At 60.5% G+C, this 14739-nt stretch carries 13 protein-coding genes; 5 read left to right on the plus strand and 8 right to left on the minus strand.

The genetic code is table 11. The annotated features are described in order from the left end of the window. Positions 1-79: 79 nt before the first annotated feature. A complete protein-coding gene (pdxR, locus tag ACZRMO_RS23950; RefSeq protein ID WP_463974424.1) occupies positions 80-1513 on the minus strand; it encodes a MocR-like pyridoxine biosynthesis transcription factor PdxR in 1434 nt (477 codons plus the stop codon). Positions 1514-1657: 144 nt separating this feature from the next. Here pdxR and ACZRMO_RS23955 point away from each other — a divergent pair, with 144 nt between their 5' ends. After that, positions 1658-2101 carry a carboxymuconolactone decarboxylase family protein gene (locus ACZRMO_RS23955; protein ID WP_463974425.1) on the plus strand — a complete coding sequence of 148 codons (444 nt, stop codon included), beginning with the start codon at positions 1658-1660 and terminating at the stop codon, positions 2099-2101. 144 nt (positions 2102-2245) lie between these two features. On the opposite strand, the gene ACZRMO_RS23960 is transcribed toward ACZRMO_RS23955, so the two are convergent. From ACZRMO_RS23960 to ACZRMO_RS23970, 3 genes are all read right to left on the minus strand, one after another. Then, positions 2246-3013 (minus strand): SDR family oxidoreductase, encoded by a 768-nt coding sequence (locus ACZRMO_RS23960; RefSeq protein ID WP_207044276.1) that lies wholly within the window; start codon positions 3011-3013, stop codon positions 2246-2248. A gap of 9 nt (positions 3014-3022) precedes the next feature. Beyond that, entirely contained in the window at positions 3023-4090 is a 1068-nt protein-coding gene (locus tag ACZRMO_RS23965) for a phosphotransferase family protein (protein ID WP_463974426.1), read from the minus strand. A 129-nt stretch (positions 4091-4219) separates the two neighbouring features. Further along, complete coding sequence (locus tag ACZRMO_RS23970) at positions 4220-5173, minus strand: 2-hydroxyacid dehydrogenase (RefSeq protein WP_463974427.1); 954 nt, start codon at positions 5171-5173, stop codon at positions 4220-4222. A gap of 226 nt (positions 5174-5399) precedes the next feature. Here ACZRMO_RS23970 and ACZRMO_RS23975 point away from each other — a divergent pair, with 226 nt between their 5' ends. Next, entirely contained in the window at positions 5400-5804 is a 405-nt protein-coding gene (locus tag ACZRMO_RS23975; protein WP_463974428.1) for a hypothetical protein, read from the plus strand. 4 nt (positions 5805-5808) lie between these two features. Here the strand turns inward: ACZRMO_RS23975 and ACZRMO_RS23980 are convergent, their stop codons facing one another. Then, positions 5809-6333, minus strand: a complete 525-nt coding sequence (locus ACZRMO_RS23980) for a cysteine hydrolase family protein (RefSeq protein WP_463974429.1) — start codon at positions 6331-6333, stop codon at positions 5809-5811. Positions 6334-6718: 385 nt separating this feature from the next. On the opposite strand from ACZRMO_RS23980, the gene ACZRMO_RS23985 reads away from it, so the two are divergent. Then, entirely contained in the window at positions 6719-7996 is a 1278-nt protein-coding gene (locus ACZRMO_RS23985) for a serine/threonine transporter (RefSeq protein ID WP_463974430.1), read from the plus strand. Positions 7997-8213: 217 nt separating this feature from the next. On the opposite strand, the gene acnB is transcribed toward ACZRMO_RS23985, so the two are convergent. Continuing rightward, positions 8214-10823, minus strand: coding sequence for a bifunctional aconitate hydratase 2/2-methylisocitrate dehydratase (gene acnB / locus ACZRMO_RS23990; RefSeq protein ID WP_463974475.1), 2610 nt, complete (start codon positions 10821-10823; stop codon positions 8214-8216). A gap of 397 nt (positions 10824-11220) precedes the next feature. Between acnB and ACZRMO_RS23995 the strand changes: the two genes are divergently transcribed. Further along, positions 11221-11691 carry a DUF1289 domain-containing protein gene (locus tag ACZRMO_RS23995; RefSeq protein WP_463974431.1) on the plus strand — a complete coding sequence of 157 codons (471 nt, stop codon included), beginning with the start codon at positions 11221-11223 and terminating at the stop codon, positions 11689-11691. Between the two features lie 153 nt (positions 11692-11844). Here ACZRMO_RS23995 and ACZRMO_RS24000 read toward each other — a convergent pair whose 3' ends face one another. Further along, positions 11845-12708, minus strand: coding sequence for a universal stress protein (locus tag ACZRMO_RS24000; protein ID WP_463974432.1), 864 nt, complete (start codon positions 12706-12708; stop codon positions 11845-11847). 152 nt (positions 12709-12860) lie between these two features. Between ACZRMO_RS24000 and ACZRMO_RS24005 the strand changes: the two genes are divergently transcribed. Further along, the gene (locus tag ACZRMO_RS24005) at positions 12861-13463 is read left to right on the plus strand and encodes a MiaE family protein (protein WP_124527550.1); all 603 of its coding nucleotides are present in this window, start codon (positions 12861-12863) and stop codon (positions 13461-13463) included. On the opposite strand, the gene ACZRMO_RS24010 is transcribed toward ACZRMO_RS24005, so the two are convergent. Then, positions 13419-14618 carry an MFS transporter gene (locus ACZRMO_RS24010; protein WP_463974433.1) on the minus strand — a complete coding sequence of 400 codons (1200 nt, stop codon included), beginning with the start codon at positions 14616-14618 and terminating at the stop codon, positions 13419-13421. The genes ACZRMO_RS24005 and ACZRMO_RS24010 overlap by 45 nt on opposite strands. Positions 14619-14739 lie beyond the last annotated feature (121 nt).

Raw genomic sequence — 14739 nt, forward strand, 5'->3', positions numbered from 1 at the left:
GGTCTCCGGGGGCGGGTGTCAGTGCACAGGCTAGAGCCTTGTTGTGCCAGTACCAATGACCAATCCGCCGGTAAATCCCCTAGCCAATCTGCTGCAGGATATCGCGCACCCGGTCCAGGGCCGGGTCGATGTCCAGGGTCTCGATGGCGCCAAAGCCGATGATCAACCCCGCGCGCAGCGGTGCGTCATGGAAAAACACGTCCAGTGGGTACAAGCCGACCTCCACCTGGCGTGCCAGCTGAATCAGCAGCGGGATATCGATCGCGCCCTTGCACAGCGCCGCCATGTGGAACCCGGCCACGGTGGGCACCGCTTCGAACCAGGGCGACAAGTCCCCGGCGAGCCGTTGCAGGATGCGCTCACGGCGCCCGGCATACACAGTGTGGCAGCGGCGGATGTGCTTGAGCAGGTAACCTTCGCTGATGAACTTGGCCAGTGCCCATTGCGGCAAGGTAGAGCTGTGCTGGTCGGTCAATTGCTTGGCCTTGAGCACGGCGCCATGGATCGCCGGTGGCAGCACCGCGTAGCCAAGGCGCAGCTCGGGCAGGAGGGTTTTCGAAAAGGTACCGACGTAGGTCACTACGCCACGGTTGTCCATGCTTTGCAGTGAATCGGTGGGGCGGCCTTCGTAGCGGAATTCGCTGTCGTAGTCGTCTTCGATGATGATCGCCCCCAGCTCGAAGGCCCGCGCCAGCAGGGCTTCGCGGCGTGGCAGGCTCATGGGCATGCCGAGGGGAAATTGGTGCGACGGCGTCACGTAGATCAGGCGCGTGCCGTCAGGGATCTTATCGACCTGGATACCCTGTTCGTCCACCGGCACACTGGCGACGCTGGCCCCCATTGCCATGAACAGCTGGCGTGCGGGGCTGTAGCCGGGGTCTTCCATGGCGACGATGCTGCCGGGCTCGAGCACGACGCGGGCGATCAGGTCGAGCGCCTGCTGCGCGCCGTTGGTGACCACGATGTCGCTGTCACGGCATTTCACGCCCCGCGAAAACGCGATGTGCCCGGCGATGGCACTGCGCAGGGCGGGCAAGCCTTCGGGCTGGCTGTAGAAACCGCTGTTCTGTGCAATGCGCCGCAATGCATCCTGGGTGCAGCGCCGCCATTCATCCTGGGGGAACTGATTGCGGCTGGTGGCGCCGCCGATAAATTCGTAGCGCAAGGTGCTGTCGCGCGTGGGGTGGCGCATGGGCGAGGGCAGCGCTTGCCACTGTGCCAAGCTGGCGGCGCAAGCCAGGTCCGTGGCCGATTGCGGGCGTTCAGCCTGCAGCGCATGGGCGTTGACGAAGGTGCCGCGGCCGGTCTTGCCCACCAGGAGGCCTTCGTAGGTCAGGGTGGCGTAGGTGTCGGACACGGTCTTGCGCGACACCCCCAACTGCTCAGCCAGCAAACGGCTGGGCGGCAATTGCGCACCGGCGGCCAGGCGCCCGGTGCGGATGGCTTCGCGCAGTTGCTGGTACAGCTGTTCGGCCAGGTCCTTGCGGCCGTTGATCACCACGTGCAGTTCCATGTTGTATCCCAAGGCTTCAGTCTGCGCCAAGACTACGCGCTGGCGCGGTGGGTGCAAAATGGTCTGCGCATAAACCGACCGATTGGCTATAGGGCTTATGACGCGGGGGTTCTAGGCTGGGGTGTCATTTCAGAGAAGCACGCCATGGAACCCCGTCTCGATTACTACACGGCTTCACCGCAAGCGCTCAAGGCCATGTTGATGCTGGAGGCGAACACCTTTGGCCTGTCGATCGAACAGCCCTTGCTTGAGTTGATCAAGATCCGCGTTTCGCAACTCAACCACTGTGGGTACTGCACCGACATGCACTCGATGGCGGCACGCCAGCGCGGCGAGACCGAGCGGCGTTTGTTTGCGTTGTGTGTGTGGCGCGATTCGCCGTTTTTCACCGCGCGGGAAAAGGCCGCACTGGCCTGGAGCGAATCGGTGGCGGCGCTGCCCACTTCGCAGGTGACGGATGAGCTCTTCGCCGCCGTGAGGGTGGAGTTCAATGAGCAGGAACTGGTGGACCTGACCATGGCGGTGTCCAGCATCAGTGGCTGGAACCGCCTGGCGGTGAGCTTTCGTCAGCAACCGCCGAATGCTTGATTGAACTGAACACCGTTCATTGATCGTTCCCACGCTCTGCGTGGGAATGCATCCCTGGACGCTCTGCGTCCGTTCTTGCAGGCGTGACGCAGAGCGTCACCGGCGGCGTTCCCACGCAGAGCGTGGGAACGATCTAATGCATGATCAGGACAGGAACCCGCCATCCACATTCAGCGCAACGCCAGTAGTGTAGCTCGACGCATCGCTCGCCAGGTACAGCACTGCACCGGCCATTTCGCTCGGGTCGGCCACGCGCTTGAGGGGGATCTGCGCCAGCGCGGTTTTCAGGATGGCGTCGTTTTTCACCAGTGCCGAGGCGAACTTGGTGTCGGTCAGGCCCGGCAGCAGGGCGTTGCAGCGAATGCCGAACGCAGCGCATTCCTTGGCGAAGACTTTGGTCATGTTGATCACGGCCGCCTTGGTCACCGAATAGATGCCCTGGAACACGCCCGGGGAGATGCCGTTGATCGACGCCACGTTGATGATGCTGCCACCGCCGTTCTCGCGCATCAGCTTGCCGGCTTCCACCGACATGAAGAAGTAGCCGCGAATGTTCACGTCCACGGTCTTCTGGAACGCGCCGAGGTCGGTGTCCAATACGTTGCAGAACTGCGGGTTGGTGGCAGCGTTGTTGACCAGGATGTCCAGGCGGCCGAACTGTTCGCGGATACCGGCGAACACCTGGGTAATCTGCTCCATTTCACCGATGTGGCAGGCAATGGCCGTGGCCTTGCCGCCATCGGCGATGATTGCGTCGGCCACGTGCTGGCAACCGTCCAGTTTGCGGCTGGAGACAATCACGTGGGCGCCTTGCTGGGCCAGCAACTTGGCGATGGCTTCACCGATGCCACGGCTCGCACCGGAAACAAAGGCAATCTTGCCGTCGAGGTCGAACAGGTTGGTCTTGGACATGGGGGTTCCTTAGAGGGCTGATTTAGCGATCACATTCAGGCTCATCTGCTCCAGCAGCTTGTTCATGTGGATGAACTGCGCAAAGCGTTTGTCCTGGGTCTGGCCATGGAAGAAGCGGTAGTAGATCTGCTGCACGATGCCGGCCAGGCGGAACAGGCCGTAGGTGTAGTAGAAGTCGAAATTGTCGATCTGGATGCCGGCGCGTTCGGCGTAGTAGTCCACGAACTGACGGCGGGTCAGCATGCCGGGGGCGTTGCTTGGCTGGCGGCGCATCAGTTGCACCGGTGCCGGGTCGGCGGCTTCGATCCAGTAGGCGAGGGTGTTGCCCAGGTCCATCAATGGGTCGCCGAGGGTGGTCAGTTCCCAGTCCAGCACGCCGATGATCTGCATCGGGTTGTGCGGGTCGAGGATCACGTTATCGAAGCGGTAATCGTTGTGCACGATGCTGGAAGTGGGGTGGTCGGCCGGCATCTTGTCGTTGAGCCAGGCGCGCACGGCTTCCCAGCGCGGGGCGTCGGGGGTCAGGGCTTTTTCGTAGCGATCGCTCCAGCCGCTGATCTGCCGCGCCACATAACCTTCGGGCTTGCCCAGGTCAGCCAGGCCGCACGCGGTGTAGTCCACCTGATGCAGTTCGACGAACTTGTCGATAAAGCTCTTGCACAGCGCCTCGGTCTTGGCGGCGTCCAGGCCCAGTTCGGCCGGCAGGTCGGAGCGCAGGATGATGCCGTTGACCCGCTCCATCACATAGAACTCGGCGCCGATCACCGATTCATCGGTGCAGTGCACGTAGGCTTTGGGGCAGTACGGAAAGCCGTCCTTGAGTTGGTTGAGAATGCGGTATTCGCGCCCCATGTCGTGGGCGGACTTGGCCTTGTGGCCAAAGGGCGGACGGCGTAGGACGAATTCCTGGCCGGGGTACTCCAGCAGGTAAGTCAGGTTGGACGCACCGCCCGGGAACTGGCTGATGGTCGGCGTGCCGCTCAGGCCAGGGATATGGGCCTTGAGGTAGGGATCGATCAGGCTGGCATCAAGTTCTTCGCCTGCTCGGATCTGGGTCGATTGGTCGTTCAGCGCCATGCTTATCCCTTCTGCTTATTCTAAAGGCCTCGGACTATTTCCTAATCTAATGCGCACCACCGCCCAGCGACAAGGTCGGGGCGGCTTAATAGGTTAGCGTGTTGGATGATGATCAGCGTGCCTGATCGGTCATTTTGCGGGCGGGGGCAATGCGACGGGCGTGAGCACCGGGCGCCCGGCGAAGTACTCCAGCAGGTTGTCGGCCACGCGCTGCACGGTGTCGTGGGCGGCTTCCGGCGACAGGCCGGCGACATGGGAGGTCAGCACGGTGTTGCTCAAGCGCTTGAGGGCGTCGGGCACCTGGGGTTCGTCGTCGAATACGTCCAGGGCCGCGCCACCGATGCGGCGCTGTTCGAGGGCGGCCACCAGGTCGGCGGTGACCACCACGCTGCCGCGTCCGATGTTCACCAGGAAGCCATTCGGCCCGAGTGCGTCGAGGGCGTGGCGATCGATCAAGTGGCGGGTGCTTGCGCCGCCGGGCGTGGCGAGGATCAGGAAGTCCGAGGTTCGGGCCAACTCTACCGCCGTGGCGCAGTAGGTGTAGTCCACGTCATCGCGCGGTTGGCGGTTGTGGTAGCTGATTTCCATGCCGAAACCCAGGGCCGCACGCTTGGCGATCTCCAGGCCCACGGCGCCCAGTCCGAGAATGCCCAACTGTTTGCCGCCCAGGGAGGGGCGCATGACCTTGGGCCATTCGTTGCGGCGTACGGCGGCGTCGGTCTGCGGGATGCCGCGTACCAGCGACAGCAGCAGCGCCATGGCGTGGTCGGCGACCGAAGGTGCGTTCACACCGGCGCCGTTGGTGACGACGATCCCGCGATTGCTGGCGGCTTGCAGGTCCACATGTTCGTAGCCGGCGCCGATCACGCAGATGATTTCCAGCAGGGGCAGGGCGGTGATTTCTTCGGCGTACAAGCCCAGCGGGCCACGGGTCAGCACGGCTTTGATCTGCCCGCCGTGGGCCTTGATGGCCTGGGCGCGTTCGGCGGGCGTGGGCGCCAGAATCACGTGGAAGTCATCGTTTTCGATGATGTGCAGGTATTCGTTGATGGTTTCAACCAGAACCAGAACAGTGGTGGACATCGGAAGGCTCTTCCTGAAGGGTTTGAGGGGGGAGTATGCGGGATTTGTAAGACTGAGCGTTTTACTGAGATAGAAAATTTTCTTCTTCCGTAAGGCCATTCTGAATTTCCTCGCCGTTCGTCCTGGGTGTGTTTGTTGGGCCAGACTCTGCGGACTTTCCCTCTAGCAGAGACGACATGGATGCCTGTTCCTGCAACGCTCGAAGAAGAGACTCAATGGACCCCGTATGGATACAAACACTACCCTGCGCTATCCACGGTCATCCTATTTCTGGACAGGAATTCAGGAGATTAACAAATTGATTTCACTCAAGTTTGCCGGTGGCACGATCACTCACGACGATTTGTCGCTCCTGCAGGAGGGCGCCGTGTCGGAGCAGGTCGATCTGCTGAAAGAAGACATGCTTCAGGTTGAATTTGCCGGCGGCTTCCTACTCGATGTGGGGTGGTATCCGGAGTTCGATGCAGCGGGTGGTTTTCGGATAAATGTCATCAGGAATTACGACTGGGGCCGGCCTGTCGTTGCACTGACGGCGCACGAAACTGCTGAGCTCCTGGAGAAACTGGATATTGCGCAGAACGCCATAAACGGCGAACTGCACAATTCTTCTTTAGGAAGCTCAGCTTTTTAGCCGATCACCCCCAAATATCCGTAGCCCTGACTCGTTTCACAAACGCCCCCGCCAACGTCGCATTGTGATGCTCGATGATCGCCTGCGCTTTGAGCGCCGGGGTGTCCATGCAGGTGTGGCCATCTTCGGGTAACACCACCGAAAGCCCAAGTTCAACAGCCACTCGGCAAGTCGTGTCGATGCAGAACTGGGTTTTCATGCCCACAATCACCAGTTCATTGACCTGCGCCGCATTCAGTTGCTGCGCCAGGTCAGTCCCCAGAAAACAGCTGGGGCGGGTTTTATTGAACAGATGATCGCGGGATTCATCGACGTCCAGGCCGCGCCACAACTGCCAGAGCGGGCTGCCCGCTGCGATGGGCGAGCCTTCTGGCCCGGTGTGGCGGGCGACGAAGATCGGCGCGTTGGCGTTGCGGGCGCGCTGAATCAGTTGGTTGATGGTGGCGAGTACGCGTTCGCGCTCAAAGGGCTTCTCCGGGCCATCGTAGAGGCCGGTTTGCATATCGATGATCAGCAGGGCGTCAGCCATGGTGTTGCTCCTTGTGATTGCCAGGTGGGCGGAGCAATAAAAAGGCCCCGTCCATTGCTGGCGGGGCCTTGGGTTGAATCTGTGGGGTGTTTAGCTTGACCACCCACAGCCACCGCGCGACCCGCCGATAGCGGTCGTGGTGGTGGTGCGGGTGAGGTGCAGCTGAATAAAGTTCATGGTCCGATCATGCTTAGATCGACGCCAGGTTGTCAACAAATGTGTCTGGCTCGGGTGCGGCGTGTCGATATACCACGCCACCGTTCCTCAGCTAAGTCTTTGCTTATTCACAAGAATCCCGGACAATCCGGCCCCTTCTATGGTCGGGGCGCTGCCTGTCAGGTTTTTCTGACTCGTCCCGGCCGTGTAAATGCGGAGATCCGACCGGATGAATGATCAGGCCAATAGCGTTGACGAACGCTATGCATCGACACCTGCAACCCTCACAAGCTGGAGCCGCCAGGACACCACCTGGATGCTTGGCCTGTTCGGCACGGCCATTGGCGCCGGCACCTTGTTTTTGCCCATCAACGCTGGCCTGGGCGGTTTCTGGCCGCTGTTGATCCTGGCGCTGCTGGCATTCCCGATGACGTTCTTCGCTCACCGGGGCCTGACCCGCTTCGTCCTGTCCGGTCGTGAAGGCTCCGACATCACCGACGTGGTCGAAGAGCACTTCGGCATCACTGCCGGCGCGCTGATCACTCTGCTGTACTTCTTTGCGATCTTCCCGATCCTGCTGATCTACAGCGTCGCATTGACCAACACCGTCAGCAGCTTCATGGAACACCAACTGCACATCATGCCGCCGCCGCGGGCGCTGCTGGCGTTTGTGCTGATCCTCGGCCTGTTGGCCGTGGTGCGTTGCGGTGAGCAAGTGATCGTCAAGGCGATGAGCCTGATGGTGTATCCGTTTATCGTCGCCTTGCTGTTCTTGGCGGTGTACCTGATCCCGCATTGGACGGGTGGCATCCTCAGCACCGCCAGCGAAGTACCGGCGCCGTCCGCGTTGCTCAGCACGCTGTGGCTGGCGATCCCGGTGATGGTGTTCTCGTTCAACCACTCGCCGATCATCTCGGCCTTCGCGGTGGACCAGAAGCGCCAGTACGGCGCGCATGCCGATGAGCGCAGCTCGCAGATCCTCTCCCGCGCGCACCTGTTGATGGTGGCGATGGTGCTGTTCTTCGTGTTCAGCTGCGTGCTGACCCTGTCGCCGGCGCAACTGGCCGAAGCGAAAGCGCAGAACCTGTCGATCCTGTCGTACCTGGCCAACCACTTCGACAACCCGACCATCGCCTTCGCCGCGCCGCTGATCGCGTTCGTGGCGATTGCCAAGTCGTTCCTGGGCCACTACATCGGCGCCAGCGAAGGCCTCAAGGGCCTGGTGCTGAAGACCGGTCGTCGTCCGGCGGCGAAGACGCTGGACCGCATGACCGCTGCGTTCATGCTGGTGGTGTGCTGGATAGTCGCCACGCTTAACCCAAGCATCCTCGGCATGATCGAAGCCCTGGGTGGGCCGATCATTGCGTCGATCCTGTTCCTGATGCCGATGTACGCGATTCGCAAGGTGCCGGCCATGGCCAAGTACCGTGGGCAGGCGTCCAATGTGTTCGTTACGGCGGTAGGCCTGGTGGCGATTACGGCGGTGGTTTATTCGCTGATTGCTTGAGCCTGAGTACGGTCTCTAAGACTGTGCAGTTCTAAAGTGTGGGAGTTGGCTTGCCTGCGATAGCGGTGTGTCAGTCACCCATACAGTGACTCAACTACTGCTATCGCAGGCAAGCCAGCTCCCACAGTTGTTTTGGGTTGCTGCAAGTACAGTATTCCAGGCATAAAAAAACGCCGCGTATCGTGAGATACGCGGCGTTTTTTATTGCATCAACATCTTAGGCTTGAATCACCGGGATGTTGGCGCTTGCTGCGATTTTACGGAACTCGGCGATCTGGTCGAAGTTCAGGTAGCGGTAGACGTCACTGGCCATGGTGTCCAGTTTCGCTGCGTAGCCCATGTACTCTTCGACGGTCGGCAGGCGACCCAGAGTGGAAGCAACTGCCGCCAGCTCAGCCGAAGCCAGGTAGACGTTCGCGCCGTCACCCAGACGGTTCGGGAAGTTACGGGTCGAGGTCGACACAACAGTCGAATTCGGCTCGACACGTGCCTGGTTACCCATGCACAGCGAGCAGCCCGGCATTTCCATGCGCGCACCAGCCTTGCCGTAGATGCCGTAGTAGCCTTCTTCGGTCAGTTGGTGAGCGTCCATCTTGGTCGGCGGCGACAGCCACAGACGGGTTGGCAGCTGACCCTTGACCTGTTCCAGCAGTTTACCGGCAGCGCGGAAGTGACCGATGTTGGTCATGCACGAACCGATGAACACTTCGTCGATCTTCTCGCCGGCAACGCTCGACAGCAGACGGGCATCGTCCGGGTCGTTTGGCGCGCAGAGGATAGGCTCGTTGATTTCCGACAGGTCGATCTCGATGATTTCGGCGTATTCCGCGTCGGCATCGGCTTCCATCAGCTCTGGGTTGGCAACCCAGGCTTCCATCGCTTGGGCGCGACGTTCCAGGGTACGCGGGTCGCCGTAGCCTTCACCGATCATCCAGCGCAGCAGGGTGATGTTGGAGTTCAGGTACTCGGTGACGGACTCTTTCGACAGCTTGATGGTGCAACCGGCAGCCGAACGTTCAGCCGAGGCGTCGGACAGCTCGAAAGCTTGTTCCAGCGTCAGGTCGTTCAGGCCTTCGATTTCCAGGATGCGGCCGGAGAAGGCGTTTTTCTTGCCTTTCTTCTCTACGGTCAGCAGACCCGACTGGATCGCGTAGTAAGGAATGGCATGAACCAGGTCACGCAGGGTGATGCCAGGTTTCATCTTGCCTTTGAAGCGCACCAGGATCGATTCCGGCATGTCCAGTGGCATTACGCCAGTGGCTGCGGCGAACGCGACCAGGCCAGAACCGGCCGGGAACGAGATGCCCATCGGGAAACGGGTGTGGGAGTCACCACCGGTGCCGACGGTGTCCGGCAGCAGCATGCGGTTCAGCCAGCTGTGGATGATGCCGTCGCCTGGACGCAGCGATACACCGCCACGGGTCATGATGAAGTCAGGCAGGGTGTGGTGGGTGGTCACGTCGATCGGCTTTGGATAAGCCGCGGTGTGGCAGAAGGACTGCATCACCAGATCGGTCGAGAAGCCCAGGCACGCCAGGTCTTTCAGTTCATCACGGGTCATTGGACCGGTGGTGTCCTGGGAACCCACGGTGGTCATCTTCGGCTCGCAGTAGGTGCCAGGACGAACGCCTTTGCCTTCCGGCAGGCCGCACGCCTTGCCGACCATTTTCTGTGCCAGGGTGAAGCCTTTGCCGGTGTCGACAGGTGCTTCAGGCAGCTTGAACAGGTCGGTAGGGCCCAGGCCCAGCTCGGTACGTGCCTTGTCGGTCAGGCCGCGACCGATGATCAGCGGAATACGGCCGCCAGCGCGAACTTCGTCCAACAGCACCGGGGTCTTCATTTCGAAGGTGGTGATGACTTCGTCGCTGTTGTGTTTGCAGACTTTGCCAGCATGCGGGTACAGGTCGATCACGTCGCCCATGTTCATGTTGGTAACGTCGAATTCGATTGGCAGTGCGCCGGCATCTTCCATGGTGTTGTAGAAGATTGGAGCGATCTTGCTGCCGAAGCAGAAACCGCCAGCGCGCTTGTTCGGCACGTAAGGAACGTCATCGCCGAAGAACCACAGTACGGAGTTGGTTGCCGATTTACGCGACGAACCGGTACCGACCACGTCACCGACGTAGGCGATCGGGAAGCCTTGGCCGCGCATCTCTTCGATCTGCTTCATCGGGCCGGTCTTGCCTTGCTCGTCCGGCACGATGCCTTCGCGAGCCATTTTCAGCATGGCCAGGGCGTGCAGCGGGATGTCTGGACGGGACCAGGCATCGGGAGCAGGGGACAGGTCGTCGGTGTTGGTTTCGCCGGTAACCTTGAATACGCGCAGGCTGATCTTGTCGGCCAGGGTAGGGCGGTTGCTGAACCACTCGCCGTCAGCCCAGGACTGAATCACGGCTTTGGCGTGTTCGTTGCCGTTCTTGGCTTTTTCGGCCACGTCGTGGAACGCGTCGAACATCAGCAGGGTGTGCTTGAGTTGGGCGGCGGCGACAGGTGCCAGCTCGGCATCGTCCAGCAGCTCGACCAGGGTCACGATGTTGTAGCCGCCTTGCATGGTGCCAAGCAGTTCAACAGCGCGCTGTTTGCTGATCAGGGGGGAAGTGGCTTCGCCCTTGGCCAGGGCAGACAGGAAACCGGCCTTGACGTAGGCAGCTTCGTCAACACCAGGTGGAATGCGGTTGGTGATCAGGTCAACGAGGAATTCTTCTTCGCCAGCCGGAGGATTTTTCAGCAGCTCGACCAGGCCTGCGGTTTGTTCGGCGTTAAGCGGCTGGGGAACAATACCCAGGGCTGCACGCTCTTCGATATGTTTGCGGTAGGCTTCAAGCACAGTTATTACCCTCATCAGTGGTCCCACGGGACGCTCATCCAGAAATGAACGGCACGCATGCGCTCGGGGGCTTTTTGGGCCGCAAAGCCAGCGCTGCCGGCATTCCTCACAGAAGCTGCTTTCAAAGTTTTACGCCTGCAGAACGGGGCTGATGAGGGTTGGCGAGGGCATTGACCTACCGAGTCATTGACCATCGCCAACACCGTTCTGAAGGAACGACTGTGCTCGTGACGCTTTGAAAACAGCTTCCAGCGGATTATTGGCGCCTTACAAGGCCGGATGATTCTACGGCAAAAAAAATCTAAAGGTAAGTTGCCTAACCAAGTTTGCAGGGTGATCAAGGTTAGACAAAGGGCTAACATGACGCATTGTTTCGCTGATTTGCGTGTTGTTACCCATGCCCAACCAAACCATCAAGACCCCCTGCGTAGGCCTGTGCTCCACGGTCTACGGCGATCTCGTGTGCCGTGGCTGCAAGCGTTTCCACCATGAAGTGATCCAGTGGAATGGCTATAACGAAGAAGAAAAGCGTGCGGTCTGGCTGCGCCTGGAGCAACTGCTGGTGCAGGTGATGGCCGGCAAGGTGGAGGTTTTCGACCCCAAGACCCTGCGCGGCCAGCTGGAGCAGCGCAAGATTCGCTTCGTGCCGCACCAGTCGGAGTATTGCTGGGCGTACCAGTTGATTGCCCGGGGCGCGCGGGTGATCTCCAATCTGGAGGCCTATGGCATGGTGCTGTTGCCGGAATTTCGCGCCTGGGCCTTGCCGGATTTGCGTGATGCGATTGATCGGGAGTTTTTTATCCTGTCCGAGGCGCATTACCAGCGCTATATCGCACCGGGTTTCTTGAGGGATGTGTTTTCCAACTGATAACACCTAACCCACTGTGGAGTGGGCTTGTGTGGGAGCGGGCTTGCTCGCGAATACGGTGGGTCAGACAACATATTTGCTACTGACAGACCGTATTCGCGAGCAAGCCCGCTCCCACACAAACCCGTTCCCACAGGTTGAACTGCATTGTTCTCAGGCCTTGCTGGCCAGCTCTTCCAGGTGATCCATAAGGCTTGTCGGCTTGAGCACCAGCGCATCACTTTCCAGCTGGTCGAGTACAACTTCCGCCGTATTGCCGATCAACGCGCCGGAAATGCCGGTACGCGCCACGGTGCCAATGATGGTGACGGCGGCGCTGTACTTGTGCGCCGCAAAGGGAATCAGCACGTCGGCAGGGCCTTCCTCGATGTGCAGCCTTGAGTCGTCGATATCGAACTCGGCCTGGAAGGCCCGGCACTGTTCCCGGTAGCGCGCTTCAATCGTTTCCTTGAGCTGGAACGTTGGGTCTGCCGCTGACAGCATTGGCGACGGATGGGCACTGATCACATGCAGTTGCGCCTTGGCCAGGCTGGCGATGTCGAAGCCATGGCCGACGATTTCCGCGTGCAGTTCACGGTGCTCAGCGTCGGTATTGCCCACATCGATGGCCGCCAGGATCACGCGCCCAGCCCACGGCGTAGACGTCTTCACTAGCAGCACTGCCGTCGGGCAGTAGCGCAGCAACTTCCAATCCGCTGGCGTCAGCAACGCCTTTTTCAGCGGGCTGTCGGGAAAGTGTTGCTTGATCACCAGCCCACAACCTTCGGCCTGCTGCACATCAATGATGGTTGTATGCAGGCTGTCATTCCACGCCTGTTCGGTGGTGACGCTGTAGCCATCCTCCTGCAAGCCGGCCTTGAGCAAGCTCAGCAGCGCCGAATGCTCATGCTTTCTGTCGCACACCAGCAAATGCAGGTGCGCGCCAGTGACCCCGGCAATCAGCTTGGCGCGCTTGAGGGCCAGGCTTTCCGAGTGTTCGGGCTCGATGACGACCAGGATGCTGCGGATGGCTTGCATGTTCGGGTTCTCCATGAAAAGGGGGGGCATGGAACAACTATAGTTGCTGCCCGGCGCACGTCATGTTGATACACATCAAGGCCGGTGGCTGGTGGTCTGCGGCGTGGTCGGTATAATCGGCGCCCTTTTGTGATCCTTTGCCCGTGAGCCCGATGAACCTGCCCGAAATCCACGAATTCCTCGGCTGCCGCACCCCCGACGCCTGGGTCCAGGCTGCCTTGGCCGATCAGGAAACCCTGCTGATCGACCACAAGAACTGTGAATTCAAAGCCGCCAGCACCGCCTTGAGCCTGATCGCCAAGTACTACAGCCATGTCGACCTGATCAATATGATGTCGCGCCTGGCCCGGGAAGAACTGGTGCACCACGAACAAGTCATGCGCCTGATGAAAAAGCGCAAGATCGAACTGCGCCAACTGAATGCCGGGCGTTACGCCTCGGGTTTGCGCAAAGTCGTGCGCACCCACGAGCCGGTCAAACTGGTGGATACGTTGGTGGTCGGCGCCTTTATCGAAGCGCGCAGTTGCGAGCGTTTCGAAGCGCTGGTGCCGCATTTGGACGAAGAACTCGGCAAGTTCTACTTCGGCCTGCTGAAAAGCGAGGCGCGGCACTTCCAGGGCTACCTCAAGTTGGCCTACCAGTACGGCGACGCCAAAGACGTGCCCCTGGTCATTGAGCGGGTGCGAGCGGCCGAGCAGGAATTGATCGAGTCACCCGACGTCGAGTTCCGCTTTCACAGTGGCGTGCCAGCCTGAGGCGACGGCCACGCCGATCAAAGCGGTGATGCCTGCCAGCAGCAGGATCACCGTTTGCACGCCCAAGGGCGCGGCCAATACGGCAATCATCAGGCCCGCCAGCGGTTGCGGCAGGTTGTTGAGCAAGGTAATCACGCCCACGGTCTTGCCGAAGTCCTGCACCGGAATCACCTTTTGCCGCACGCTGCGCATGTACACGCTGTACATCTTGTCGAAGCCGATCACCAGCAAAAAGCCCAGGGAGTACAGCCATAGATTGGGGCTGATCGCCGTGATCAGTGCGCCCAGGGCAATCATTGCGTAGGAAAGCCCACCGAGCAGCTTCAACGGCAGGGTGGCGCGCGCCAGGTAGAACAGAATCACGATGGTCACCAGTGCGCCGGCCGCTTGCAGCAAGGCGTAGGCGTCTTTGCCGGCGGCGTACAGGCCAGTGACCATCGCTGCGGACGTGGCCAGCGTGACGCCGATGATCAGGTTCACGCCCATCGTCAACGCAATCAGGCGCTTGAGTCCGGCGAGGTTGCGGATATGCCCAAACGCAATCCGCAGCGGTTGCAGCCAGATATCCCGATGCTGCTCGAAAACGGCCGGGATTACCGTGCTGGAGCGCTGCCACACGCGCATCGCCACGTCCGCCAACACAAACAGCCCGGCAATCCCCAGTACCACCCAATGCCACGCCCAGGCTTCCAGCATCAGCGCCGCCACCAGTGGCCCGAGCACCAGGCCGCTTTGGTCGGCGATCTGTGAATAGGACAGGGTCTTGGCATAGCTGTACTGCTGGAAGATGTGCGGCATGAGCACTTCCCGGGCCATGATGCCCTGGGTGGTCAACACCCCGCACACGGCCGACAGCAGCACGATCCAGTAGATGCCGTCGAACAGGCCGAATAGCGCCACTGCCAGCACGCAGGCCAGCGCCCGGTAGACTTGGCTGATATGCAGGATGCGCACGGGCGGGTACTTGTCGCACAACGCCCCGCACAGCGGAAACGCGAGGAAGCGCGGCAGCGACTCGACGAAAAACGCCAGCCCGGCCCAGGAAACACTGCCGGTGGTCTGGAAGACGATCAACGGCACGATAAACAGCAGGATCTGATCCGCCAGCCGCGACAGGAACAGCGAGATAAAAAACGCCAGGTAATCCTTACGCATACAACTCCCTGTGAATGGCGTTAAAGAGTGCGGGCAATTTGTTAAAAAGTCTTAAAAGCATGAAGCTTCGTCGGGCCTTGCTGGCCAGGTGCTTAAGTTGCCCAGCTTGCCACCTATAATG

This window comes from Pseudomonas sp. B611 (genome assembly GCF_055407965.1).